General features: G+C 57.3%; 20 protein-coding genes and 2 tRNA genes. 17 read left to right on the top strand and 5 right to left on the bottom strand.

The genetic code is table 11. The features are described from left to right. The first annotated feature begins 2 nt into the window (after nt 1–2). The 14 genes from folP (at nt 3) to OYW20_RS21905 (ending at nt 13,252) form a co-directional block, all read left to right on the top strand. Nucleotides 3–854, top strand: coding sequence for a dihydropteroate synthase (gene folP, locus OYW20_RS21970; RefSeq protein ID WP_268798004.1), 852 nt, complete (start codon nt 3–5; stop codon nt 852–854). Between the two features lie 16 nt (nt 855–870). After that, complete coding sequence (gene glmM / locus OYW20_RS21965) at nt 871–2,214, top strand: phosphoglucosamine mutase (RefSeq protein ID WP_268798003.1); 1,344 nt, start codon at nt 871–873, stop codon at nt 2,212–2,214. A gap of 66 nt (nt 2,215–2,280) precedes the next feature. After that, nucleotides 2,281–3,036 (top strand): triose-phosphate isomerase, encoded by a 756-nt coding sequence (tpiA, locus tag OYW20_RS21960; protein WP_268798002.1) that lies wholly within the window; start codon nt 2,281–2,283, stop codon nt 3,034–3,036. A 4-nt stretch (nt 3,037–3,040) separates the two neighbouring features. Continuing rightward, nucleotides 3,041–3,424, top strand: coding sequence for a preprotein translocase subunit SecG (gene secG, locus OYW20_RS21955; RefSeq protein ID WP_268798001.1), 384 nt, complete (start codon nt 3,041–3,043; stop codon nt 3,422–3,424). A gap of 45 nt (nt 3,425–3,469) precedes the next feature. After that, a tRNA-Leu gene (locus OYW20_RS21950) sits at nt 3,470–3,555 on the top strand. 95 nt (nt 3,556–3,650) lie between these two features. Beyond that, a tRNA-Met gene (locus tag OYW20_RS21945) sits at nt 3,651–3,727 on the top strand. 128 nt (nt 3,728–3,855) lie between these two features. Continuing rightward, nucleotides 3,856–4,314 carry a ribosome maturation factor RimP gene (gene rimP, locus OYW20_RS21940; RefSeq protein ID WP_268798000.1) on the top strand — a complete coding sequence of 153 codons (459 nt, stop codon included), beginning with the start codon at nt 3,856–3,858 and terminating at the stop codon, nt 4,312–4,314. Between the two features lie 59 nt (nt 4,315–4,373). After that, the gene (nusA, locus tag OYW20_RS21935; RefSeq protein ID WP_268797999.1) at nt 4,374–5,855 is read left to right on the top strand and encodes a transcription termination factor NusA; all 1,482 of its coding nucleotides are present in this window, start codon (nt 4,374–4,376) and stop codon (nt 5,853–5,855) included. A 27-nt stretch (nt 5,856–5,882) separates the two neighbouring features. Continuing rightward, nucleotides 5,883–8,426 carry a translation initiation factor IF-2 gene (gene infB, locus OYW20_RS21930; RefSeq protein ID WP_268797998.1) on the top strand — a complete coding sequence of 848 codons (2,544 nt, stop codon included), beginning with the start codon at nt 5,883–5,885 and terminating at the stop codon, nt 8,424–8,426. A gap of 159 nt (nt 8,427–8,585) precedes the next feature. Further along, nucleotides 8,586–8,987 (top strand): 30S ribosome-binding factor RbfA, encoded by a 402-nt coding sequence (rbfA, locus tag OYW20_RS21925; protein WP_268797997.1) that lies wholly within the window; start codon nt 8,586–8,588, stop codon nt 8,985–8,987. A 3-nt stretch (nt 8,988–8,990) separates the two neighbouring features. Then, nucleotides 8,991–9,908 carry a tRNA pseudouridine(55) synthase TruB gene (truB, locus tag OYW20_RS21920; RefSeq protein ID WP_268797996.1) on the top strand — a complete coding sequence of 306 codons (918 nt, stop codon included), beginning with the start codon at nt 8,991–8,993 and terminating at the stop codon, nt 9,906–9,908. A gap of 151 nt (nt 9,909–10,059) precedes the next feature. After that, on the top strand, nt 10,060–10,329 hold the full coding sequence (gene rpsO / locus OYW20_RS21915) for a 30S ribosomal protein S15 (protein WP_268797995.1): 270 nt from the start codon (nt 10,060–10,062) through the stop codon (nt 10,327–10,329). 175 nt (nt 10,330–10,504) lie between these two features. Next, nucleotides 10,505–12,610, top strand: coding sequence for a polyribonucleotide nucleotidyltransferase (pnp, locus tag OYW20_RS21910; RefSeq protein WP_268797994.1), 2,106 nt, complete (start codon nt 10,505–10,507; stop codon nt 12,608–12,610). Nucleotides 12,611–12,904: 294 nt separating this feature from the next. After that, complete coding sequence (locus OYW20_RS21905; RefSeq protein WP_268797993.1) at nt 12,905–13,252, top strand: BON domain-containing protein; 348 nt, start codon at nt 12,905–12,907, stop codon at nt 13,250–13,252. 195 nt (nt 13,253–13,447) lie between these two features. Here OYW20_RS21905 and OYW20_RS21900 read toward each other — a convergent pair whose 3' ends face one another. From OYW20_RS21900 to OYW20_RS21890, 3 genes are all read right to left on the bottom strand, one after another. Next, nucleotides 13,448–13,726: a DUF2845 domain-containing protein gene (locus OYW20_RS21900; RefSeq protein WP_268801206.1), complete on the bottom strand. Its 279-nt coding sequence runs from the start codon at nt 13,724–13,726 to the stop codon at nt 13,448–13,450. Nucleotides 13,727–13,764: 38 nt separating this feature from the next. Continuing rightward, the gene (locus OYW20_RS21895) at nt 13,765–16,707 is read right to left on the bottom strand and encodes a DUF748 domain-containing protein (protein ID WP_408005431.1); all 2,943 of its coding nucleotides are present in this window, start codon (nt 16,705–16,707) and stop codon (nt 13,765–13,767) included. 111 nt (nt 16,708–16,818) lie between these two features. Beyond that, nucleotides 16,819–17,835 carry a class I SAM-dependent rRNA methyltransferase gene (locus tag OYW20_RS21890; protein ID WP_268797991.1) on the bottom strand — a complete coding sequence of 339 codons (1,017 nt, stop codon included), beginning with the start codon at nt 17,833–17,835 and terminating at the stop codon, nt 16,819–16,821. 631 nt (nt 17,836–18,466) lie between these two features. On the opposite strand from OYW20_RS21890, the gene mgtA reads away from it, so the two are divergent. Further along, nucleotides 18,467–21,205, top strand: coding sequence for a magnesium-translocating P-type ATPase (mgtA, locus tag OYW20_RS21885; RefSeq protein WP_268797990.1), 2,739 nt, complete (start codon nt 18,467–18,469; stop codon nt 21,203–21,205). A gap of 158 nt (nt 21,206–21,363) precedes the next feature. Here mgtA and OYW20_RS21880 read toward each other — a convergent pair whose 3' ends face one another. After that, nucleotides 21,364–22,542 (bottom strand): acetyl-CoA C-acetyltransferase, encoded by a 1,179-nt coding sequence (locus OYW20_RS21880; protein WP_268797989.1) that lies wholly within the window; start codon nt 22,540–22,542, stop codon nt 21,364–21,366. A 134-nt stretch (nt 22,543–22,676) separates the two neighbouring features. Further along, nucleotides 22,677–23,693, bottom strand: coding sequence for a LacI family DNA-binding transcriptional regulator (locus tag OYW20_RS21875; RefSeq protein ID WP_268797988.1), 1,017 nt, complete (start codon nt 23,691–23,693; stop codon nt 22,677–22,679). A 277-nt stretch (nt 23,694–23,970) separates the two neighbouring features. On the opposite strand from OYW20_RS21875, the gene OYW20_RS21870 reads away from it, so the two are divergent. Then, nucleotides 23,971–25,182 (top strand): MFS transporter, encoded by a 1,212-nt coding sequence (locus OYW20_RS21870; RefSeq protein WP_268797987.1) that lies wholly within the window; start codon nt 23,971–23,973, stop codon nt 25,180–25,182. Beyond that, entirely contained in the window at nt 25,179–25,640 is a 462-nt protein-coding gene (locus tag OYW20_RS21865) for a metallophosphoesterase family protein (RefSeq protein ID WP_268797986.1), read from the top strand. The genes OYW20_RS21870 and OYW20_RS21865 overlap by 4 nt, the downstream gene beginning before the upstream one ends. Nucleotides 25,641–25,738: the final 98 nt, after the last annotated feature.

Raw genomic sequence — 25,738 nt, 5'->3', positions numbered from 1 at the left:
ATATGACTTCTGCGCTGTACCCAACCCGGTTGCCTTGCGGCAACCGGGTTCTTGATTTGGCCCGGACGCACGTCATGGGCATCTTGAATGTCACCCCCGATTCGTTTTCTGATGGCGGCCGCTTCGCGCAGCGGGATGCCGCATTGCGTCATGCGGAGTCGATGATTGCCGCGGGCGCAACCTTGATAGACGTAGGCGGCGAGTCAACCCGCCCTGGCGCAGTTCCCGTTTCTTCGGATGGTGAATTGCAGCGTGTCGCCTCGATCGTCGAGGCGATCCATCGAGAGCTCGATGTGATCATTTCAGTGGATACCTCCACACCTGCGGTCATGCTGGAGGCTGCGCGCTTAGGTGCTGGGCTGATCAACGATGTCCGCTCACTGCGGCGTGAAGGTGCTTTGGAGGCTGCTGCATCCACTGGGCTGCCCGTTTGCCTGATGCATATGCTCGGCGAACCTACTGATATGCAGCTCGATCCACACTACGAAGACCTCCTGACAGAGGTCGGCGTGTTCTTGTCGGACCGAATGGATGAATGCATGGCTGCCGGCATTGATCGAGATCGGATTATCCTTGATCCGGGCTTTGGCTTTGCCAAAACGGTCGATCATAATCTCAGCCTGTTCAAGCACATGCATATCCTCCACAAGCTGGGGCGTCCCTTGCTGGTGGGCGTGTCGCGCAAAAGTATGATTGGCAAGGTGCTGGATCGGCCTGTTAACGAGCGTCTTTACGGCGGCTTGGCGCTAGCTGCTATGGCGATGATCCAAGGCGCACGAATCCTGCGTGTGCACGATGTGCCTGAAACGGTCGACGTTGTGCGCATGATTGCCGCTGTTGAATCGGCAAAATAAGAATGATGGAGCTTTTATGACAACCAAGAAATATTTCGGAACCGACGGCATACGCGGTCGTGTGGGGCAGTTCCCGATCACTCCGGACTTCATGCTCAAGCTGGGCTGGGCTGCTGGCATGGCATTTCGCAAGATGGGCGCTTGCCGAATTCTGGTTGGCAAAGACACACGGATTTCCGGCTACATGTTCGAGTCGGCACTTGAGGCTGGACTCTCGGCGGCGGGGGCGGATGTCATGTTACTGGGGCCAATGCCTACGCCTGCGATCGCTTACCTGACCCGAACGTTCCATGCCGAAGCGGGTATCGTCATCAGTGCGTCGCACAATCCTCATCATGACAACGGCATTAAGTTTTTCTCTGGGCAAGGTACCAAATTGCCGGACGAGATCGAGATGATGATCGAGGAGTTGCTTGACGCCCCAATGACTGTTGCCGAGTCGGAAATGCTGGGGAAGGTTTCACGAGTCAACGACGCGGCTGGTCGTTACATCGAGTTTTGTAAGAGCAGCGTACCCACCAGTACTGACTTTGCTGGTCTAAAATTAGTCATCGACTGCGCGCATGGTGCTACCTATAAGGTGGCACCGAACGTGTTTCGCGAGCTGGGCGCTCAAGTCACCGTGCTGTCGGCTTCGCCGAACGGTTTGAATATCAATGATGACTGTGGCTCCACCCATATGGGCGCGCTTCAGGCTGCTGTGGTGGCCGAAAAAGCCGATATGGGTATTGGCTTCGATGGAGACGGGGACCGCGTGCTAATGGTCGACCACACGGGTGCCATCGTTGATGGAGATGAGCTTTTGTTCATTATCGCCCGTGATTTGCAACAGCGTGGCCGGCTACAGGGTGGCGTTGTTGGAACACTTATGAGCAATCTTGGGCTGGAGTTGGCTCTCGGAGAGTTGAACATTCCATTTGTGCGCGCCAATGTTGGCGACCGCTACGTGATTGCCGAACTGCTTGAGCGTGACTGGCAAGTGGGGGGCGAAAACTCAGGGCACATCGTTTGTTTCCAGCACACGACGACAGGTGATGCAATTATCGCAGCGTTGCAGGTGCTACTTGCGCTGCGCCGCAGCGGTGAAAGCCTCGCGCAATCAAGGCAGGCTTTACGTAAATGCCCTCAAGTTCTGGTCAATGTGCGCTTCGGTGGCGGCGACGTCGACCCGGTAACGCACCCAGCAGTCATGGAAGCTTGCGACAGAGTGACCACAGCAATGGCGGGGCGTGGCCGAGTTTTGTTGCGCAAGTCGGGCACTGAGCCACTTGTGCGCGTGATGGTCGAGGGAGAGGACGAACAGCAGGTTCGGGGTTACGCGGATGAGCTGGCCAAACTGGTTACGGAAGTTTGTGCCTGAATTCGGCTTGCCAGTGTTCAATCTGTTGGGTAACATCTGCGCCCACTTTGACCGACGAGGTACAGCATGCGTCGCCCTATGGTAGCTGGTAACTGGAAGATGCACGGTACCCGCGCCAGCGTCGCTGAGCTGATTGAGGGTCTTGTGAATCTTGCCCTCCCAGGCAGTGTTGATGTAGCGGTTTTTCCGACATCCCTGCACATTGGTCTTGTGGCCGAATGCCTTGAAGGCACTTCTATTGTCGTCGGTGCGCAAAATGCTGCGCATGAGACGGGGCAGGGTGCTTTGACTGGCGAAGTGTCGCCAGGTCAGGTTGTTGATATGGGTTGCAAGTTTGTACTTGTTGGGCACTCGGAGCGTCGCCAGATTATGGGCGAAACTAATTCGGTGCTTAATCACAAGTTTGCGGCTGCTCAAGCGAGTGGTCTTACTCCGATACTTTGTGTTGGTGAGACCCTTGAAGAGCGCGAGGCGGGCAAAACGCTCGAAGTTGTCGGGCGGCAGCTCGACAGCATCATCGAAGAGCTGGGCATTGATGCTTTTGTCAATGCGGTTATCGCTTATGAGCCGGTCTGGGCTATTGGTACCGGGCTGACTGCTTCACCGCAGCAAGCCCAGGATGTGCACGCTGAAATTCGTGCGCAACTTGCAAAAGAGAATGCTGAAGTCGCACAAGGCGTGCGGCTTCTTTATGGCGGCAGCGTGAAGGCGGCCAATGCGGCTGAACTGTTCGGCATGCCGGATATCGATGGGGGGCTCATTGGTGGTGCCTCCCTGAATGCAGATGAGTTCGGGGCGATTATTCGCGCCGCGGGAAACTGAAAAAATGCTGGAAACAGTCGTAGTCGTTTTTCATCTGCTGGGCGCTCTGGGCGTTGTCGCTCTTGTATTGCTGCAGCAGGGCAAAGGTGCAGACGCTGGTGCGTCGTTTGGGGCTGGCGCATCAAATACTGTGTTCGGTGGACAAGGTTCCTCTACCTTTCTCAGTAAATTTACTGCTATACTTGCCGCCTGTTTCTTCATAACCAGCTTGGGTTTAGGTTACTTTGCTAAAGAGAAAGCTCAACAGCTGACTCAAGTAGGTTTGCCGGATCCAGCAGTGTTGGAAGTCAAGCAAAAGCCTGCTGCGGATGATGTGCCTGTATTGGAAGGGCAGCAGAAATCCGCAGTAGTACCTGCCGACGTACCTCAAGCGCCGCAGCAGAAGTAAGACAGAATTCGCGGTCGATGTTTTGGCTGCAAAAAGAGTTGTAATGCCGAGGTGGTGGAATTGGTAGACACGCAACCTTGAGGTGGTTGTGCCCATAGGGTGTAGGGGTTCGAGTCCCCTTCTCGGTACCAATTAACAAGTTAGCCCGCAGTAGCGGGCTTTCTTGTAGGTGGATGTTGGATTGATTCTTCAAGGGATCGGTCGTATACTTCCGCCCCAGCTTTGTCGCGGGGTGGAGCAGTCTGGTAGCTCGTCGGGCTCATAACCCGAAGGTCGTTGGTTCAAATCCAGCCCCCGCAACCAGTTTTAGCGGAGCCCCTTTTCAGGGGCTTTTTGTTAGCTGGACACTTTATTACGCTGCCTCAGGCCGGCGTTTTTCATGATTGGGCTTCTGCCCATTTTTTATTTGCAGCATGCACGAGGGGGTTCAGGTGTCGAGCAAGCTAGAACAGTTGCAGGACTTGTTGGCCCCGGTGGTCGTGGCCCTAGGCTATGAATGCTGGGGTATCGAGTATTCATCCCAAGGGCGTCACTCGATGTTGCGCGTTTATATCGATAAAGAAGGCGGCGTGTTGGTGGACGATTGCGCGATCGTCAGCCGTCAGATCAGCGGTGTTCTGGACGTAGAAGATCCTATCAGCTCCGAATACACGCTAGAGGTTTCGTCTCCAGGCATGGAACGCCCACTGTTCACAATCGAGCAGTTTGCTTTGTTTGCCGGGGAACAAGTGAAGATAAAGCTGCGTTCGCCCTTTGAAGGTCGACGCAACTTTCAAGGCCTTCTCCGCGGGGTGGAGGAGCAGGATGTCGTGGTCCAGATGGATGATCACGAGTTCTTGTTGCCGATCGATCAGATCGACAAAGCCAACATTATTCCCACGTTTGACTGAGACGTGCCAGATACTGCGGATCCCGCGGATCCAATGGCTTGCGAAAGGCGAGGCGTACGATGAGCAAAGAAGTACTGCTGGTTGTTGAATCGGTATCCAATGAAAAAGGCGTACCGGCCGATGTGATTTTTGAAGCTCTTGAAATAGCTCTGGCTACGGCCACCAAGAAGCGCTTTGAAGACGAAGTAGACCTGCGTGTGGAGATTAATCGCCACACAGGTGCATATGAGACTTTCCGTCGCTGGACCGTCGTTGAAGAAGACGATCTCGACGACCCGGCTATTGAAACGTGGCCGAGCAAAGTTGCTCAGACGCACCCCGGCTCTAACGTTGGCGACGTGATAGAAGAAAAGATTGATTCCATTGAGTTCGGCCGCATCGCTGCGCAGACCGCCAAGCAGGTCATCGTGCAGAAAGTTCGCGAAGCCGAGCGAGCTCAAGTTGTGGATGCTTACCGTGAGCGTCTGGGCGAAATTATTTCCGGCACTGTTAAAAAAGTTACACGTGACAATGTCATCGTCGACTTGGGTAACAATGCAGAAGCACTGCTTGCGCGTGAAGACATCATTTCGCGGGAAAACTTCCGTGTCGGCGTCCGCGTGCGTGCGCTGTTGAAGGAAATCCGCACAGAAAACCGCGGGCCTCAGTTGATTCTGTCGCGTACTGCGCCAGAGATGCTGATCGAGCTTTTCCGGATTGAAGTTCCTGAAATTGCCGAAGGTCTGATCGAGGTGATGGCTGCCTCCCGTGATCCAGGCTCGCGCGCAAAGATTGCAGTTCGCTCCAAGGATAAACGCATTGACCCGCAAGGCGCCTGCATCGGCATGCGCGGTTCGCGTGTTCAAGCAGTTTCCGGCGAGTTGGGCGGAGAGCGTGTGGACATCGTGCTGTGGGACGACAACCCGGCGCAGTTTGTGATTAACGCAATGTCGCCTGCTGAAGTAGCGGCGATCATTGTTGATGAAGATGCCCATGCCATGGACATCGCTGTAGGCGCAGACAACCTGGCCCAGGCGATTGGTCGTGGTGGTCAGAACGTGCGGCTGGCCAGTCAACTGACTGGCTGGACATTGAACGTGATGACCGAATCGGACATCCAGGCTAAGCAACAGGCAGAAACCGGTGACATCTTGCGCAACTTCATCGACGAGCTGGAAGTCGATGAAGATCTGGCTCAGGTGCTGGTTGACGAAGGTTTCACCAGCCTGGAAGAGATTGCCTACGTACCGGTGGAGGAGATGCTCAACATCGACGGCTTTGACGAGGATACCGTCAACGAGCTTCGCGCTCGGGCCAAGGATCGTTTGTTGACCAAAGCCATCGCTACTGAGGAAAAGCTGGCAGACGCCCATCCCGCCGAAGACCTGCTCTCACTTGAGGGTATGGACAAGGATTTGGCGATGGAACTGGCGGTGCGCGGCGTAGTTACCCGCGAAGACCTGGCCGAGCAGTCTATTGACGACCTGCTCGACATCGACGGCATTGACGATGATCGTGCCGGCAAGTTGATCATGGCCGCCCGAGCCCACTGGTTCGAGTAATTAGGCGCGGCCTGAGGAGAGAAGTGCATGACGCAAGTCACGGTGAAACAACTGGCCGATGAGGTCAAAACACCGGTAGAGCGCCTGTTGCAGCAGATGCGTGAGGCAGGTCTGCCGCACACCGCCGCCGAGCAAGATGTGACTGATATTGAGAAACAAGCCCTTTTGACTCATTTGAAGAGCGGTCACAAGGCTAAGGTGGAAGAACCGCGCAAGATTACGTTGCAGCGTAAAACCACAAGCACACTGCGTGTTGCTGGCAGCAAGAGCATCAGTGTTGAAGTTCGTAAAAAGAAAGTCTTCGTACAGCGCAGCCCGGAAGAAATCGAAGCCGAGCGCAAGCGTGAACTGGATGAGCGTCGTGCAGTAGATAACGCCGCACGCCAGAAGGCTGAAGAAGAAGCACGTGCGCGTGCCGAGGAAGAAGCTCGTCGCCAGCCTGCTGGTGCTCAACCCTCTTCTGATGCTAATGGCACTGTTGCCGCTCCTGCGCCTGAGCCGACTCCGGCCGTTGCTCCCGCGCCTGTGCGGGAAACGCCAGTCGCAGCGCCGACGCCCACTCTCGACGTGCGCAAGCGCGAAGAGCAGCGTCGTCCTGACAAGCCTCGTGCCGATGACAACAGTCGTCGCGGCGGTGGTGGTGATGGCGAGCGCAAAAACGCTCCGCATCGGGCATCTGTTAAAGAAAAGGCGCCTGCTCCACGTGTTGCGCCACGTACTACTGACGAAGAAAGCGATGGCTTCCGTCGTGGTGGTCGCGGCAAGGCCAAGCTGAAGAAACGCAACGCTCACGGTTTTCAGAGCCCAACCGGCCCTGTTGTGCGCGAAGTGAAGATCGGCGAGACCATCACTGTTGGCGATCTTGCCCAGCAGATGTCGGTCAAGGCTGCTGAAATCATCAAGTTCATGTTCAAGCTGGGCACGCCAGCCACTATCAACCAGGTACTGGATCAGGAAACTGCCCAGCTGGTCGCCGAAGAGCTGGGCCACAAAGTGACCCTGGTCAGCGACACCGCTCTGGAAGATTCCCTGGCTGAGTCGCTGAAGTTTGAAGGCGAGGCGTTCTCGCGTGCTCCGGTTGTTACCGTCATGGGTCACGTTGACCACGGTAAAACCTCGCTGCTCGACTACATCCGTCGTGCCAAGGTTGCTGCTGGCGAAGCCGGCGGTATCACTCAGCACATCGGCGCGTACCACGTAGAAACCGAGCGGGGCATGGTGACGTTCCTCGACACCCCAGGTCACGCCGCGTTTACCGCTATGCGTGCTCGTGGTGCCAAAGCGACTGACATCGTGATCCTTGTCGTTGCTGCTGACGACGGCGTGATGCCGCAGACCATCGAGGCTGTTCAACATGCCAAGGCTGCCGGTGTTCCGTTGGTAGTTGCTGTGAACAAGATCGACAAGCCTGGCGCTGACCTCGATCGTATCCGTAGTGAGCTTTCGGTTCACGGCGTGACGTCCGAAGAGTGGGGCGGTGATACGCCGTTCGTTTCGGTCTCTGCGAAAATGGGTACCGGTGTCGACGCGTTGCTGGAAGCAGTTCTGTTGCAGGCAGAAGTTCTTGAATTGACGGCTACACCTTCGGCCCCAGGTCGTGGTGTCGTGGTCGAGTCGCGCCTTGATAAAGGTCGTGGCCCGGTTGCCACAGTGCTGGTTCAAGACGGTACGCTGCGTCAGGGCGACATGGTCCTTGTCGGTTCGAACTACGGCCGTGTTCGCGCCATGCTCGACGAAAACGGCAAGCCGATCAAGGAAGCCGGTCCATCCATCCCTGTCGAGATTCTCGGCCTGGACGGTACGCCGGATGCTGGCGACGAGATGAGCGTAGTTGCGGACGAGAAGAAAGCCCGTGAAGTTGCTATGTTCCGTCAAGGCAAGTTCCGCGAAGTCAAATTGGCTCGTGCGCATGCCGGCAAGCTTGAAAACATCTTCGAGAACATGGGCCAGGAAGAGAAGAAGACGCTCAATATCGTCCTCAAATCGGACGTCCGTGGATCGCTCGAAGCGTTGAATGGCGCTTTGAATGGCTTGGGCAACGACGAAGTGCAAGTGCGCGTAGTCGGCGGCGGTGTCGGTGGTATCACCGAAAGCGACGCTAACCTGGCGCTGGCTTCCAACGCGGTTCTGTTTGGCTTCAACGTGCGTGCCGATGCTGGCGCTCGCAAGATCGTCGAGCAGGAAGGTCTGGATATGCGTTATTACAACGTGATCTACGACATCATCGAAGACGTCAAGAAAGCCCTTACCGGTATGCTTGGCAGCGACGTTCGTGAAAACATCCTCGGCATCGCCGAAGTGCGTGATGTGTTCCGTTCGCCGAAGTTCGGTGCGATCGCTGGTTGCATGGTGCTCGAAGGCGTTGTCTTCCGTAATCGTCCAATCCGTGTACTGCGTGAAGATATCGTTATCTTCGAAGGCGAGCTGGAGTCTCTGCGCCGCTTCAAGGATGACGCTTCCGAAGTACGTGCTGGCATGGAGTGCGGTATTGGCGTCAAGAGCTACAACGACGTCAAGGTCGGCGACAAGATCGAAGTGTTCGAGAAGGTCCAAGTGGCTCGCAGCCTCTAATTCGCGAGCTTCAGGAGCCGTTGTGGGTGTTGCACGTAGATGCGCAACGCTCGCAAATGGACTCTAAACGCAACGCCCGGTCCGGCTTCTGCCAGGCCGGGCGTTTGCCGCTTTCAGACTGCATGGCTTTTGCCATGGGTCAGTGACAGGTAACGATACATGGCAAAAGAATACAGCCGTACCCAACGTATCGGCGATCAGATGCAGCGTGAGCTGGCACAGCTGATCCGTCGTGAAATCAAGGACCCCCGCGTAGGGCTGGTTACAATCACCGCGGTCGATGTCAGTCGCGATGTAGGCCACGCCAAGATCTTCATGACCGTGATGGGTCAGGACAGTGCAGAAGAAATTGCGCAGTCGATCAAAGTCCTCAATTCGGCAGCAGGCTTCCTGCGCATGCAGCTGGCGCGTGAGATGAAGTTGCGCAGCGTGCCTCAGTTGCATTTCCACTACGACGAAAGCGTTGTCCGTGGCGCCCATCTTTCTGCGCTGATCGAGCGCGCGGTGGCCGAAGACGGTCAGCACCCGCAAGGCGAAAAGCCAGACAGTACCGAGGAGTAAGGTGTGGCTCAGGTCAAGCGTATTCGCCGGAACGTCAGTGGGATCATCCTCCTCGACAAGCCGCTGGGGTTTACCTCGAACGCGGCTTTACAGAAAGTCCGCTGGCTGCTCAACGCAGAAAAGGCAGGCCACACCGGCAGTCTTGATCCGCTGGCGACTGGCGTGCTTCCGCTATGTTTCGGCGAGGCAACCAAGTTTTCTCAGTACCTCCTCGATTCGGACAAGGGTTATGAAACCCTGGCTCAGCTCGGCAAGACCACCACCACGGCAGACGCCGAAGGTGAAGTTTTGCAGACGCGTCCGGTGACCGTTGGTCGTACTGATATCGAGGCGGTTCTGCCTTCTTTTCGCGGCGAAATCAGTCAGATACCTCCGATGTACTCTGCTCTCAAACGTGATGGCCAGCCTCTATACAAGCTGGCGCGTGCAGGGGAAGTGGTGGAGCGTGAACCGCGTTCTGTTACTATTACGCGCCTGGAATTACTGGCATGCGAAGGCGAAACCGCAAGGCTTTCGGTGGACTGCACCAAGGGTACTTATATCCGTACCCTGGTCGAAGACATCGGCGAGCAACTGGGTTGTGGTGCTTACGTTGCCGAGCTGCGTCGCACGCAGGCGGGGCCGTTCGACCTCTCCCAGACGGTGACGCTTGAAGAGCTTGAGGCCATGCATGCCGAGGGCGGTCACGAGGCAGTTGATCGTTTCCTGATGCCATCGGACAGCGGCTTGTTGCACTGGCCACTGCTGCAGTTTTCCGAGCACAGTTCGTTTTACTGGCTGCATGGTCAGCCCGTAAGAGCCCCGGACGCTCCGCAATTTGGCATGGTGCGGGTGCAGGATCATCAAGGACGCTTCATCGGGATCGGTGAAGTGAGTGAAGACGGGCGTATCGCGCCACGTCGACTGATTCGGTCAGAATGACCGGACCCATCGGGGCAGGTTTTGCTGTTTCGGTGGTACGAGGGTGGCTGTTAACAGGCATGGTCACTCCTCACTTTTTAATACGAGAGTTTGCTCTCGGCCTGTTGAAGTCGTTTCTCTGAAACGATTTCTTGATAAAAGGATTGCCCACATGGCACTCAGCGTTGAAGAAAAAGCTCAGATCGTAGCCGACTACCAGCAAGCTGTTGGTGATACTGGTTCGCCAGAAGTGCAAGTTGCACTGCTGACCGCCAACATCAACAAACTGCAGGGTCACTTCAAAGCCAACGGTAAAGATCACCACTCTCGTCGTGGTCTGATCCGCATGGTAAACCAGCGTCGCAAGCTGCTGGATTACCTGAAAGGCAAAGAGATCAGCCGCTACAGCGCCCTGATCTCGCGTCTGGGTCTGCGTCGCTAATAACGACTCGGATAGAGGTTGGTTGTCTGTCGCAGGCTCACCGGTTGTTTCGGTGTGCCGGGCAGGCTTCCAGCCTCAAGTTTTATCTGGACTGCCGACGGGTCCGATTCCCGCCGCTGCCCAAGAATTCGCAAGAAACCAGTTCCCCCAAGAGCCACAAATAAGGTAGGAAACCGTGAACCCGGTAATCAAGAAGTTTCAATTCGGTCAATCGACCGTAACCCTCGAGACAGGCCGCATTGCCCGTCAAGCTTCTGGTGCAGTATTGGTCACCGTTGACGACGACGTCACCGTTCTCGTGACTGTGGTCGGCGCCAAGCATGCAGACGCCAGCAAAGGCTTCTTCCCCCTTTCCGTGCACTACCAGGAAAAGACCTACGCCGCTGGCAAGATCCCTGGTGGTTTCTTCAAGCGTGAAGGCCGTCCTTCCGAAAAAGAAACGCTGACTTCGCGTTTGATCGACCGTCCGATCCGCCCTCTGTTTCCTGAAGGTTTCATGAACGAAGTGCAGGTTGTCTGCACCGTCGTTTCCACCAGCAAAAAGACTGATCCGGACATCGCGGCGATGATCGGTACTTCGGCTGCGCTGGCGATCTCCGGCATTCCGTTTGACGGCCCGATTGGTGCCGCGCGCGTTGCTTTCCACGAAAGCACCGGCTACTTGCTGAACCCGACTTACGAGCAACTGAAAGCATCGAGTCTGGACATGGTCGTTGCTGGTACTTCGGAAGCCGTGCTGATGGTTGAATCGGAAGCCAAAGAGCTGACCGAAGACCAGATGCTGGGCGCTGTGCTTTTCGCTCACGACGAATTCCAGTCGGTCATCAAAGCAGTTACTGAACTGGCTGCCGAAGCTGCCAAGCCTACATGGGCCTGGGCACCGAAGCCTGAGGCTACCGCATTGCTGGGTGCTATCCGTTCCGAATTCGGCGACGCGATTTCCCAGGCCTACACCATTACCGTCAAGGCTGACCGCTATGCGCGTCTGGGCGAGCTGAAAGATCAGATCGTTGCCAAGCTCGCTGTAGAAGAAGGCAGCCCGTCTGCCAGCGAAGTGAAAGCTGCTTTCGGCGAAATCGAATACCGCACCGTTCGCGAAAACATCGTTAACGGCAAACCACGTATCGACGGTCGCGACACCAAAACCGTACGTCCGCTGAACATTGAGGTCGGCGTTTTGCCGAAGACTCACGGTTCGGCACTGTTCACCCGTGGCGAAACTCAGGCGCTGGTTGTTGCGACCTTGGGTACGGCGCGTGATGCACAGCTGTTGGACACCCTAGAAGGCGAGAAAAAAGACCCCTTCATGCTGCACTACAACTTCCCTCCGTTTTCGGTGGGCGAGTGTGGTCGTATGGGCGGCGCGGGTCGTCGTGAAATCGGTCACGGCCGTCTGGCTCGTCGTTCGGTTCAGGCCATGCTGCCTGCCGCTGACGTGTTCCCGTACACCATCCGTGTTGTATCGGAAATCACCGAATCCAACGGCTCAAGCTCGATGGCTTCGGTCTGTGGCGCTTCGCTGGCTCTGATGGACGCCGGCGTTCCGATGAAGGCACCTGTTGCCGGTATCGCCATGGGTCTGGTTAAAGAAGGCGAGAAGTTCGCCATCCTGACCGACATCCTGGGTGACGAAGACCACCTTGGCGACATGGACTTCAAAGTAGCCGGTACCGCCAAAGGCGTCACTGCGCTGCAGATGGACATCAAGATCAAAGGTATCACCGAAGAAATCATGGAGATCGCTCTGGGCCAAGCCCTTGAAGCTCGCCTGAACATCCTCGGTCAGATGAACCAGATCATTGGTCAGTCGCGTACCGAGCTGTCGGAAAATGCTCCGACCATGATCGCGATGAAAATCGACACCGACAAAATCCGTGACGTCATCGGTAAAGGCGGCGCGACGATTCGTGCGATCTGTGAAGAGACCAAGGCTTCGATCGACATCGAAGACGACGGCTCGATCAAGATCTTCGGCGAAACCAAGGAAGCGGCCGAAGCTGCTCGTCAGCGCGTCCTGGGTATCACCGCTGAAGCCGAGATCGGCAAGATCTATGTCGGTAAGGTAGAGCGCATCGTCGACTTCGGCGCATTCGTCAACATCCTGCCGGGCAAAGACGGTCTGGTTCACATCTCCATGCTGAGCGATGCTCGCGTAGAGAAAGTGACTGACGTGCTGCAAGAAGGCCAGGAAGTCGAAGTTCTCGTGCTGGACGTGGACAACCGTGGCCGCATCAAGCTGTCGATCAAAGACGTAGCAGCAGCCAAGGCTTCGGGCGTTTAACCACCTGATTTGCGGATGTTGAAAAAAGGATCCTTCGGGATCCTTTTTTTATGAGCGCTTTTAATTGGTTAGCTCAGTTGGCTCATACTGATCGACTGTCAGAACATGCAACTTGCAAGCGGAACTTAGTCTAAACGGGCAATCTGCACGATTTTGTGAAATTCTTAAAAACATAAACCATTGAAATATATAGATAATTTATCTTGGAGTGATGTGGCACGCCGCTTGCGACATACCAGTAACCCTGCAGCTCTATGCTTGCTGCAGTTTCTGAGAAAAACAGGAGTTACTCGTATGAAGAAGTTCGCTATCGCTGCTGCTGCCACTGCCCTGACGTTGACCATGGCCAACGTTGCTATGGCCGAGACCTCCGCCAAAGCGCCAATGGTGGTTGCTGCAAACGAAGTTGCTAAAACTAAAGAAGCTACTTCCGACACCTGGATCACCACCAAGGTGAAATCCGATCTGCTGACTGAGAAAGGCATTCCTGGCTCTGACATCAAGGTAGAAACCAACAAAGGCGTGGTTTCCCTGTCGTCGACCGTTGCTATCACAGAGGCACAAAAGACTACTGCTGTAGCAATTACCAAGAAAATCAAAGGCGTCGAAGCTGTTTCGGCTGACGGCCTGAAGGCTGAGTAATCAGCGCCAGATTGCACTGAACACGGAAAACGGTTGGCTGACGCCCAGGGAGGTCGTCAACTGAACGATTGAAAGTTCATGCGAAAGGCCATATGGATGTGGCCATTACAGGCCCTGACGTTCGCGTCGGGGCCTGTTCTATTTGTGCGAGGGGATTTTCCGGACAGCGCTTTGGGTAAGGTTTTCGCAGAGACGCTATCTTCCACGGTTGCTATCAATGCTGACTAATCGGCCCCCTTCGAACCTCAGGTACTGATACATGCCGTTGTTGGGGCCGTAGATCCATTCCTGCACCTGAACCTGATCGACCTGCCGGAAATGGTTGACCGTCTCCTTGTAGCCAATGATGTCCTGGCTCACCGGCTGACCGCACTTCTGCTGCACTTCAAACATTCGGTCGCCCACGCTGATCAGTTGGCTAGCGCAGCGCAGCGTGTCGGCATGCGCCAGTGCAGAGACTGCGCAGAGCCCCATCAAAGCCAGAAAACCGGTTCGCACACTCTTCAATGTCGTTACTCGCTGTCCAGGTGCAATGGGCTTACAACGCGCCCGTCTTTTTCCGCCTGACCCAGACCGGCGTCAACGAAGTACACGCGATCATCCGCCAATTTCCCCTTGTCTACCAGATAGTCCTTGATGCTGCTGGCACGGGATTGACCCAGTTGGCGAAGCAGTAACGCGCTGGAACTCCAGGATTTCAACACGGCATCGCGCATCTTTCCTTGACGCTCTTCCTTGCCCAGATTGACCCATTCGGCTGGCGGCTGTTGTTTCAGGCGTGTGCGGTAGATGCCTTCGAGCATCGGTGGTTTCTCGGTGTCTGGCACCGTGATGTCGCTGGCTTGAGCCGGAACCTTGTCGCCGCGTCGCTGCAGGATCTTGTAATACGTACTCTGGTATTCGCGTTCCAGACGCTGTTGTGCGATCAATGGACCGTCACTGGACTCCGCGCTGGTGCCTTCGATTTCAAGACGCAATGTCGGGCGCTCTTTCAGCGCCGCCGACAACTTGTCCAGAGACGCTTGCGCCTCGCCGCTCAGCTCGTCCGAGCCAGCGGCAAACGAGACCGTGCCCAAATCCTGCGAGCCTCCACCGCTGACCAGTCCGCCAAGCAGCTTGAAAGGCGCGGTGGCTGCGCGTACCACAAGATTACGCAGGGTTTGCCAGACTATCGGCATAACGCTGAACTGCGGATTGTTCAAGTCGCCGGAGACCGGAAGCTCGATGGAAATCTTGCCGTCAGTGTCTTTGAGCAATGCAATGGCAAGCTTGAGCGGCAGGTTCACGGCATCCGCGCTGTCCACTTTTTCACCCAACTGCAGCTGTTCGAGCACGACCTTGTTTTCAGCCTTTAATTGCCCTTTGGTGATCAGGTAATGCAGATCGAGATTCAGCCGTCCCTTGCGAATGCGATACCCCGCGAACTTGCCGGAGTAGGGCGTCAGGTTGGTCAGCTCGACGCGCTTGAAGCTCGTCGCGATGTCGAGGCTGGCCATCGGGTCAAACGGATTGAGCGCGCCCTTGATGGTCACCGGCGCGTAGCGGTCCACCTTGCCGGTGATATTGACGCTGGCGGGTTTTGACTGGCGATTGTCCAGCGTGCCGATCTTGCCGTTGAGCTGCTGAACCGCAGTCGCGAAATTAGGCGTCAGGCTGAAGTCTGCAAAGTTGGCCGAACCGTTATTGATATTGACCTCGCCGATATGGATGCCCATCGTTTTGCCGTTGCTGGCAGACTGCGGCTTGGTCGCAGGTGCGCCGCTGTCTGCGGGTTGTGGCACAAGCAGGTCATTGATGTTGGTGGTGCGGTCGTCCGCAATGATGAAGCGCGCGTATGGCTGTTCTAGGGTGACTTGAGCGATGCTCAAACTGTCACCTAGCTGGAAGTTCAGGCCTTCAAGATTCAACTGCTGCCAGCGCAGGAAATCCCGGGATTTCAGGGTGTCCAGTGTGTGCAACTGATCGACCTGCACCTTGCCAGTGACACCCAAAGCCAAAGGCTCGGTGCTTTTGAGATCGACGGCCAGATCGCTGCTCAGCATGCCGCTGCGTACTTCAAGACGAATGAAGGGCGTGACATAGGCTTGGGCCACGCGAAGATCAATGTCTCGGGTGGTGACGTTAAGCGTGGCGCGAACCGGGGCCAGATTGACCGCGCCCTCCGCGGTGAGCTTGCCTTGCTTGCCAAGCCCGGTGTCGAGTTTGATGTTGAAAGGCGACTTGTTGAGGCTGTCGAAGTTTTTGACGTCCAGATTCAGTGGGCCGAGGTCTATCAGAACGGGGTCTGTGGGCACTCGATCCGCCAGATGGACCTTGTAGTCCCGCAGCTGTACGTCGCGCAACAACACTTGCCACGGCTTGCTGGGAGCGGCCGCTATCTCGGCTTTCTTGGCTTCGGTCCCGGAGGAAGTTGCGGGTTCTTTCCGGGCGGATTCACTCACTTTAGCCGGCTGGCTGGCGAATAGTTTTTGCCAGTCAAGTTGACCGTCGGACTCGCGCGCCGCCCACGTTTCCAGGCCATTGCTGCGGATCTTGCCAACGGTCACGAGCTGTTTGGCGAGGTCGATGGATGTTTCACTTACTTCCAGCTTTTTCAGGCGAACCAGAGGTCGGCCATCCGGAGCGTTGATGCCAAAAGGTGCGACGCTCAGAGACGTCTTATCCAGCCGCAGTTCGGTCTCTTTCGACAGATTCAGCGTGTAATGGGTATTGAGATTGAGGATGCCATCTTGCAGCGCCAATGGCAGGGCATCGCGGACATACGGCCACCAGACCTTCATCTTGCCGTCAGTCACCTTAAGCGTGCCTTCGGAGCTGATCGGGACCAGGCTGATGCGCCCGACCCAATCAATCTGACCGCCTTCTGGCCCGGCAGCCACCAATGTCATGTCAGCGTTGTCTTCAGAGAGCGTGCTGAGGTTTTTCAACTCGAAGTCGAGAGCGTCGTACAGAAACTCAATGGGCTCGCTTGGACGCAGGTCTTGAAAGTGGACATAGCCGCCGGCCAGTTTGATTTCACCAATGCGCAGCGGAAACGGTTTGGTCGGTGGTTCGTCCGGTTTCGAGGGTTCGCTCGGGGGAAGTTTGAAAAGCTCGGCGAGATTGAGTTTGCCGTCTTTGCCGAACAGCAGTTCGGTCTTGGGTTTGTCGAGCTCCACCTTTTCCAGATGCAGCGCCCGGGTCCATAAGCTGTCGATCTGCAGGTTTGCATAGAGACGCTCGAAGCCAATCTGCTCCTTGCCCGGCGCCCCTATGTTCAGGCCCCACAGCGTGACTTCGAGACTAAAGGGATTGAGCTCCAGCCGATCAAGCTTCGCAGGAACGGTCGAGTAGCTGGCCAGTTGTTGGTTGATGATTCGCAATGCAACGCCAGGGAGGATTAAGAACCCAAGCGCGCTATAGACTGCGAAGACCGCCAACAAGGCGCCGATGGCGCGTTTCAATCCTTTGGGCATGTGGGGCGTCGACTCTCTTTGTGGGAGGTGATTGGAGTATGGCACGCCAATCTGGTTCCGAATCCCGGCCCGATGGAGCTTGTAGGAATATTCCTGAGTTCGATCAGGAGGTCAGAACTTCAGGATCAGCGTTTTCAAAGGGGGTTGCAGATCCAGGGAGGGGAAGTCAGCGCCCGGCGTCAGCACTTGGCAATCACGCACCGGCCGACCGATTTTGGTGGCGCAGCGCAGCACCTGATCGCGCCATTCTTCCAGGCCGACCTTCGCCAGGTTGTTGCAGCAGATCAGTACCCCGTCTTCGGCCGTGGTCAAGATGGCGGGCTTGAGCAAGCTTTGGTAATCACGCAGCAGATCGACCGTGCCAAAGGCGCTTTTAGCCCACGCAGGCGGATCAAGCAGCACCAGATCGTATTGGCGCTGATCGAGTCGCGGGTAGCTCGGCAGTTTGTGTCCGCGACGGGCTACGACAGGCAGCCCGGCCAGTTGGCGAATCGCAGGGAAGTAATCTGACTGGATGAACGTCATGCTCGGCAAGTGCGGGTTGAGCGCGCCGTTTTCGCGTCCGACCGCCAGATTGCCTTCGGCGAAATCCAGATTGCAGACTTCGCTGGCGCCCCCGGCCGCTGCACTCAATCCGACGCCGCAGGTGTAGGCGAAGAGGTTGAGCACGCTCTTGCCTGCGCTGTGATTCTTGACCCATCCGCGCGCGTTGCGCAGGTCCAGAAACAACAACGGGTCCTGCCCGGCGTGGCGCCCGCGAACTCGATAATTCAGGCCCCATTCATGGCCGATCATGTCTTCAAGCGCCGCGTCGTCGGCTTTGTAACCGGCGTCGGTTCGATCAATTCGCGAATTGCCCTGTGAGCGGTCGTTGTAGACCAATAGCGTGTCGACGTTGAGCTGGCTGTTCATCTCGGCGTGCAGGCTCAGCAGTGACTCGCGATCAAGGCTTTGATGAAAGCTCTGGATCAGCAGTTGCGGGCCGTAACGGTCGATGGTCAGACCGCTCGCGCCTTCCTGGCTGCCATGAAACAGGCGATAGCAATCGGTGCCTTGAGCGTGCAGCTCAGAGAGTAGCGATTGACGGTTATCGAGGGCGACGCGAAGCGCCTGATTCAGCGAAGACATGCACGGCGCCTTGGTACAGGAATAAGGAGCGAGAGTTTATCAGCTTGGCAAATTGAGGTCTTGCGACGCCCGATCACTGCTCTGTAGGAGCGAACTTGTTGGCGAGCCTTTCAAGCGTTGAACCTGATATCGCTTCGCGAACAAATTCGCTCCTGGAGAGGCCTGATCCCGCGTTGCTGAACGCTTCCTGAAGACTTTTCTGATAGCACTGAAAGGCGCCTTCCTACGGTTTACTCTGATGAAAGCCGGACGTAAACTTCGCTCGTTTTCAACCAATGCGGAGGCCCTCAGTGGGTACTTGTTCGAGTGACAGACGTCAGCCGGTATTGATGACCGGCCAATCCTCGGCACGCTAGCGCGCAGTTTTTTTCACTGCCGCCCAGCTCGCCGATAGTGCGAGAAGCGGCAGTACCGCAGGCTCTTTCCAGACCTGTTTCTGTCCTTTCCCATGACGCTGACCAACTGCCTGACGGCTGACTTTCGAGTCGTCGCCAGCCAACGGACGCGCACGTCTTTTTGACGTGCGGACCAGCCTGTCCTGCCAAACGTTCAAGCGGAACGCGGCAGGGCTTCGGGTCGGTCGTGCCTGCTCAAGGTTCCAGTGACACACCTTCAGCTCGGGGCAATAGCCATGAAACTCACCCTCCTGAAAGAGTTCTTCGCAGGCTTCCTGCAGAACCGGCACCTCGGCCGGCACTTCCGTCGCCTGGCCATGCTCGACAGCCTGACCGACACAACCGTCAGCCGCGAAGTACCGCCGACGCTGGCGCAAACCCTGACCAAAGGCGCGAGCAGCGATGCCGAGACATTACTCAGCCAACTCGGCAGCCACGCTGATGGCCTGACCGAGGCTCAGGCGTTGACCCTGCGTCAGCGACATGGCCTCAACGAAGTCGAACACGAGCAACCACTGCCATGGTGGGTGCATTTGTGGCAGTGCTACAAAAACCCGTTCAACCTGCTGCTGACCTTGTTGGCATTCATTTCGTGGCTGACCGAGGACATGAAGGCCGCCACCGTCATCTTCTCGATGGTGGTGCTGTCGACGCTGCTGCGGTTCTGGCAGGAAGCACGTTCCAACCAGGCGGCCGATGCGCTGAAGGCGATGGTCAGCAATACCGCCACGGTGTTGCGTCGCGCCGATGATGACACTGGGTTCGCGCCCTCCGGTGGCAGGTCTCAGCGGATCGAATTGCCGATCAAGCAGTTGGTGCCGGGCGACATGATCGTATTGTCCGCAGGTGACATGATCCCTGCCGATTGCCGCGTGCTGACCGCCAAAGACTTGTTTGTCAGCCAGGCCGCCATGACGGGTGAGTCCATGCCCGTTGAGAAGTTTCCCCGGCGTCAGGGCACTCAGACCGGCAACCCGCTGGACCTTGAGAACATCCTGTTCATGGGCACCAACGTAGTCTCCGGCGCGGCAACCGGCGTGATTCTCACCACCGGCAACAACACCTATTTCGGCGCGCTCGCCCAGCGTGTCAGCGCCACAGATCGTGCGCCCACGGCTTTCCAGTCGGGCGTCAACAAAGTCAGCTGGCTGTTGATTCGTTTCATGTTCGTGATGGCGCCGCTGGTGTTGTTCATCAACGGCTTCACCAAGGGCGACTGGATGGAAGCGCTGCTGTTCGCGCTGTCCATCGCGGTCGGGCTGACCCCGGAAATGCTGCCGATGATTGTCACCTCTACGCTGGCAAAAGGGGCGGTCTTCCTGTCACGCAAAAAGGTCATCGTCAAACGGCTGGATGCGATCCAGAACTTCGGCGCAATGGACGTGTTGTGCACTGACAAGACCGGCACTCTGACGCAGGACAAGATATTTCTCGCACGCCATGTAGACGTGTGGGGCGATGAATCCGACGACGTTCTGGAAATGGCCTACCTCAATAGCTACTACCAGACCGGTCTGAAAAACCTGCTGGACGTGGCCGTGCTGGAGCATGTGGAGGTCCATAGTGAGCTGCAGGTCGGCACGGCGTTCAGCAAAATCGACGAGGTGCCGTTCGATTTCAACCGCCGCCGGATGTCGGTGGTGGTGGCTGAACACGACCATCCACATCTGCTGATCTGCAAAGGCGCGCTGGAGGAAGTGCTAAGCGTCTGCGCGCGAGTGCGCCATGGCGACGAAGAAGAAGCGCTGAGCGCAGAGCTGCTTGCACGGATTCTGGAGGTGACGGCGGCGTTCAATGAAGAAGGCTTGCGCGTGGTGGCGGTGGCTGCTCGGTCTATGGAGTCGGGTCGCGAAACCTATGGCCTCGCGGACGAGAGCGACATGACGCTGATCGGCTACGTCGCGTTTCTCGATCCACCGAAGGAAAGCACTGCGCCCGCCCTCAAAGCACTTGCTGAGCACGGGATTGCGGTCAAGGTCCTGACCGGCGACAACGAGCGCGTCACGGCCAAGATTTGCCGTGAAGTCGGCCTGGAGCGTCAGGGCTTGCTGATGGGCGCTGATATCGAGCGCATGAGCGATGCCGAGTTGGCGGTCGCGGTGGAAACCACCAACGTGTTCGCCAAGCTCACGCCCTCGCACAAAGAACGCATCGTGCGTCTGCTCAAGGCCAACGGGCACGTGGTGGGCTTCATGGGCGACGGCATCAACGACGCGCCTGCATTGCGCACCGCAGACATCGGCATTTCGGTGGACAGTGCGGTGGACATTGCCAAAGAGGCGGCTGACATCATCCTGCTGGAAAAAAGCCTGATGGTGCTGGAGGAGGGCGTGCTGGAAGGGCGGCGCACGTTCGCCAACATGCTCAAGTACATCAAAATGACGGCCAGCTCCAACTTCGGAAACGTGTTCTCGGTGCTGGTCGCCAGCGCATTCATTCCGTTCCTGCCGATGCTGCCGATGCATCTGCTGGTGCAAAACCTGCTGTACGACATTTCGCAGATTGCCATTCCGTTCGACAACGTCGACGACGAACTGCTGAAAAAACCGCAGCGCTGGCAGCCTTCGGAGGTGGGCCGCTTCATGCTGTTCTTCGGGCCGATCAGCTCGATTTTCGACATCACCACGTTTGTGGTCATGTGGTACGTGTTCGGCGCCAATTCGCCTGAGCACCAGACGCTGTTTCAGTCGGGGTGGTTCGTTGTCGGTCTGCTGACGCAAACGCTGGTGGTGCACATGATCCGTACCCCGAAAATCCCGTTCCTGCAGAGCCGTGCAGCAATGCCGTTGATGATCATGACGGGGGTGATCATGGCCGTCGGGATTTTCCTGCCGATGGGACCGCTGGCGCACTACTTCAAACTGGAGGCGCTGCCACCGCTTTACTTCGTGATACTGCCTGTGATTTTGCTGGCGTATGTTGCGCTGACTCAAGCCGTGAAGGGCTTCTATGTGCGCCGGTTTGGCTGGCAGTGAGGAGAGGCGTGCTTTAACCGCAATCGCCAACAAGTTAGCTTCTGCAGAGTCCTGTCGAGCACTGAATCTGTAGGAGCGAATTCATTCGCGAGGCGTCGGATCGTGGTCACACCGTCAGATCGCTTCGCCAACAAGTTGGCTCCAAGGGGTTTTCTGGTTTACCGGGCGAGCGCCAGCGCCACGCCCTGGCCGCCGCCTATGCACAGGGTGGCCAGGCCTTTTTTCGCATCGCGCTTGATCATCTCGTGGAGCAACGTCACCAGCACGCGGCAGCCCGATGCACCTATCGGGTGGCCCAAGGCGATTGCACCGCCATTGACGTTGACCTTGTTCATGTCCCAACCCAGCTCTTTGCCGACCGACAGCGATTGTGCGGCGAAGGCTTCGTTGGCTTCGATCAAGTCCAGGTCGGCAAGTGACCAGCCTGCCTTGTCCAGGCATCGACGTGTCGCGCTCACCGGGCCAATGCCCATGATTGCAGGGTCGACGCCGGCATTGGCATACGCTGCGATGCGTGCCAGTACTGGCAAGCCCAACGCTTGAGCTTTCGCAGCGCTCATCAGGATTACCGCCGCGGCGCCATCGTTCAGCGACGAAGCGTTGCCTGCGGTCACGGTGCCGTCTTTCTTGAACGCGGGTTTAAGCTTGCCCAGAGATTCAGCGGTCGTGCCCGCGCGCGGCTGTTCGTCCGTGGCGAAGGACAGCGGATCGCCTTTGCGCTGAGGAATCAGGATGGGAGTGATTTCTTCGATGAAACGACCGGCCTCAATCGCGGCGGTTGCTTTCTGTTGCGACGCCGCGGCGAAGGCGTCTTGCGCCTCACGGCTGATGTCGTACTTTTCCGACAGGTTTTCGGCCGTGATCCCCATGTGAAAGTCGTTGAACGCATCCCACAAACCGTCACTGATCATCGTGTCTATCATCGTTGCATGGCCCATGCGCAGACCGGTGCGCGCGCCCGGCATCACGTAATTGGACAGGCTCATGTTTTCCTGACCGCCGGCGATGATGATCTCTGCGTCCCCGCAGCGAATCGCCTGGGTCGCCAGATGCAAGGCTTTGAGGCCTGATCCGCAGACCTTGTTCAGGGTCATGGCAGGTACCGTAAATGGCAGTCCTGCTTTGATCGCTGCCTGGCGCGCAGGATTTTGGCCAGCGCCTGCGGTCAGCACCTGGCCCATGATCACTTCATCGACCTGAGCCCCGTCCAGACCGGTTTGAGCCAGCAGTTCGCGGATGACCGCAGCGCCCAGATCAACGGCAGGAATATTCGCCAGAGAGCCTTGGAAACTGCCGACCGCGGTGCGGGTAGCGGCAACGATTACGACGTCTTGCATGGTACGAATCCTCACTGTTATTGGTCTCGCGCCAGGGCATTGGCTGCGCGTAATGGCAGCATGCCGGGGTGCGTATTCAAGGGCCGACATGGTGGCATGAATGCATCGGGATCTTTAGCCCCTTTGTCGCGCGGTCAAAGGCTCGCGCCGTTTTCCAGTTCGCCGACGATCACCACTTTGCTCTTTGGCAGAGTCCGGTCCTGAATCCGCTCAAGCAACATTCGCACGGCACTGCTCCCCGCCAATGACGCATCGTGGGCGATGCAGGCGATCGGGATGCCAAAGATATCGCCGAACGGCAGACGGTCGATGCCGCAGAGGGTGACGGTCTCAAAGCCGATGTTCTGGTCGCGCAGGGCTTTCATCGCGCCCAGGGTGATCAACTGATTGAAACCGAAGATCGCGTCGGGCCTGCGCTGTTCGCGCAGGTAGCGCAGCGTGTTCTGGTACGACGGTTCCAGGGTGTAGTCCCCGGCGAACACATCCAGATGTACCGGCTTCCCGCGTTCGGCCAGCGCCGCTTTTACGCCCTTGAGGCGCTCTTCGGAGATGCGTGAATGCGCAGGGCCCGTCAGCACCAGCAGGCGTTGCATCTGCGGGTTTTGCGCCAACAGATAACGCGCGCCTTTCAGGCCGCTGTGATAGTTATCCAGCACCACATGGCTGAACGGACTGTCTTTCAGGGCCCGGTCCAGTTGCACCACCGGCATGTCGCCGTTACTCAGGCGGTTCAGGTACGGCGGTCGGTAATCAGGTTCGTCTGAAACCGGCGACAGCACGATCCCTGCCACGCGATAGCTCAGCAGCGTGTCGACCGCTTTGTTTTCCAGCTCTTCCGAGCCATCGGTGTCGACCAGCATGATGGTGTAGCCATGCTTTTTAGCTTCGCGGGAAATGGCTTTGATCATCTCGCTGTAAAACGGGTTGTCGACCGAGGCGGTGATCACACCGATGATCATGCTCTCACTGCGCTTGAGACTGCGCGCAAAGGCATTTGGGACGTAATCGAGCTCCTGCGCAACCTCCAGAATGCGTGCCAGGGTGGCGGGTTTGACCAGATCAGGCTTGTTCAGCGCACGGGAAACCGTCACCGGCGTCATGTTCACGCGCCGTGCGATGTCGGAAATGGTGACAGGGGTTTTTTTACTCATGGGCGGCTGGCTGCCTGTAATCGAAATAACATGCCGGACAGTCACTTTCGTTATGTTGTTGCGTAAGGCTAGCACGCGCAGGTGGTGAGTCGCCTTCTGGCAACTCTGAAGTGTCATCGTTTTCATCGGTGTAATCGGGCGATCCGGGTGGGGCAACCCACCAGGTGAACCTACAGGTTTGTCGATGGGTCAATGCGGGTGTGTAATTTTGTTTCCAGAACCGCGCTGACATCGGCGGATAATGGGCGAATTCTTTATCCGTTCTCAGGGCGATCCCATGACCCAGGCTGCATCATCTTCGACACGCGACTTCATTCTGGTGGCGTGTGCACTGTTGATCGCCATGCTGGGCACGACGCTGCCTACGCCGCTTTACGCCATTTATCAGCAGCACCTGGGTTTCGATGCGAGCTGGGTGACGATCATTTTTTCTATTTACGCAGCGGGCGTGATTGCCGCGTTGTTGGCTGTCGGCAGTTGGTCCGATCAGTTGGGGCGCAGGCCTCTGTTGGGCGCCGGATTGTTGATGGGCGCGATCAGCGCGGTGATTTTCCTGTACACCGACTCGATTGGCGGTCTGCTGATCGGGCGACTGTTTTCAGGGTTTTCCGCCGGAATCATGACCGGTACTGCCACCGTCGCGGTGATTGAGCTTGCGCCCGAACGCTGGAGCAAGCGCGCCACGCTGATCGCCACCGCCGCAAACATGTTGGGGCTGGGCCTGGGTCCGCTGTTGGCTGGCCTGACCTCGCAGCATTTACCTGATCCTCTGCACCTTATTTTCTACGTGCATCTGGCCTTCTTGTTATTGGCGGCAGTGGGCGTTCTTCTTGCCCGGGAGACGGTTACCCGCCCACCCACGCTGCGATTGAGTATCCAAAAGCTGTCTATTCCGCCTTCGGTGCGCAGTGTGTTCATTTCGGCTTCCATTGCGGGGCTTGCGGGGTTCAGCGTTGTCGGCCTGTTCACCTGCATGGTGCCGTCGGTGATGATCCAGCTGATGGGCCAGAGCAGCGGTTTGTTGATCGGGGCGGTGATCGGACTGTTCTTTGTCGCCTCGATCATAGGCCAGGCTGCGCTGCAATGGCTGCCACCGCAGCGGCACATGACGCTGGGATGTCTGGCGCTGATCGTCGGCGTGATGTGTCTGGGTCTGAGCATTGCCACCGAGCAGTTGCTGCTGTTGGGGTTGGCAGGCTTCATCGCGGGCATGGGGCAGGGCATGATTTTTCGGGCAGGCATGGGCGCGGTAAGCGCCAACAGCCCACCGGACCACAAGGCTGCCGTGACCTCCGCGTATTTTGTGGTGATGTACATCTCGATTTCCGTGCCGGTGATCGCTGTCGGATTTAGCGTCCACGCGTTTGGCTTGCGGCATGTGGGGGAGTTTTTTGCATCGCTGGTGGCGGTCATTGCCCTCTTGGCAATGATCAGCATGAAGCGCGTGCAGGCGCGCACTTCCCCTGCACAGGCCAATCAGCGCTCATGAAAATCGGATTGATCTCTGACACCCACGGCCTGCTAAGGCCGCAAGCACTGGAAGCCTTGCACGGGTGCGACCACATCGTCCACGCGGGGGACATCGGCAAGCCCGAGATCCTCGAAGCACTGCGGCTGATTGCGCCGTTGACTGTCGTGCGTGGCAATAACGACAAGGATGACGCCTGGGCTGCGGATGTGCCCTTCGAGGCCACGCTGCGAGCAGGCGAAGTGGCTATTTACGTCACGCATATTCTGGCGGACGTGCCTAAGATGTTGGCGCAAGACGTGCGGGTGGTCGTCACCGGGCATTCGCACAAGCCACTTCAGCAGCACCGGGACGGCGTGCTGTTCATCAACCCCGGCAGCGCTGGACCGCGCCGCTTCAAGCTGCCGATTACGGTGGGCGTGTTGCATGTCGAAGGCATGGCTGTGCGAGGCGAGTTGATCGAGCTGTCGCTGACCTGATCGTCCTCTGAACTGCCCCAACTTGTTGGCGAAGCGTCGTTCGAATTGAGTCAGAACCGACGCCCCGCGAATGAATTCGCGCCTACAGAGTCTGTTGG

Origin of the sequence: Pseudomonas sp. BSw22131, assembly GCF_026810445.1 — a bacterium.
Classification (GTDB): domain Bacteria; phylum Pseudomonadota; class Gammaproteobacteria; order Pseudomonadales; family Pseudomonadaceae; genus Aquipseudomonas; species Aquipseudomonas huanghezhanensis.
The sequence above is the reverse complement of the archived record's forward strand: the minus strand, read 5'-3'. Positions and strand labels throughout refer to the sequence as shown.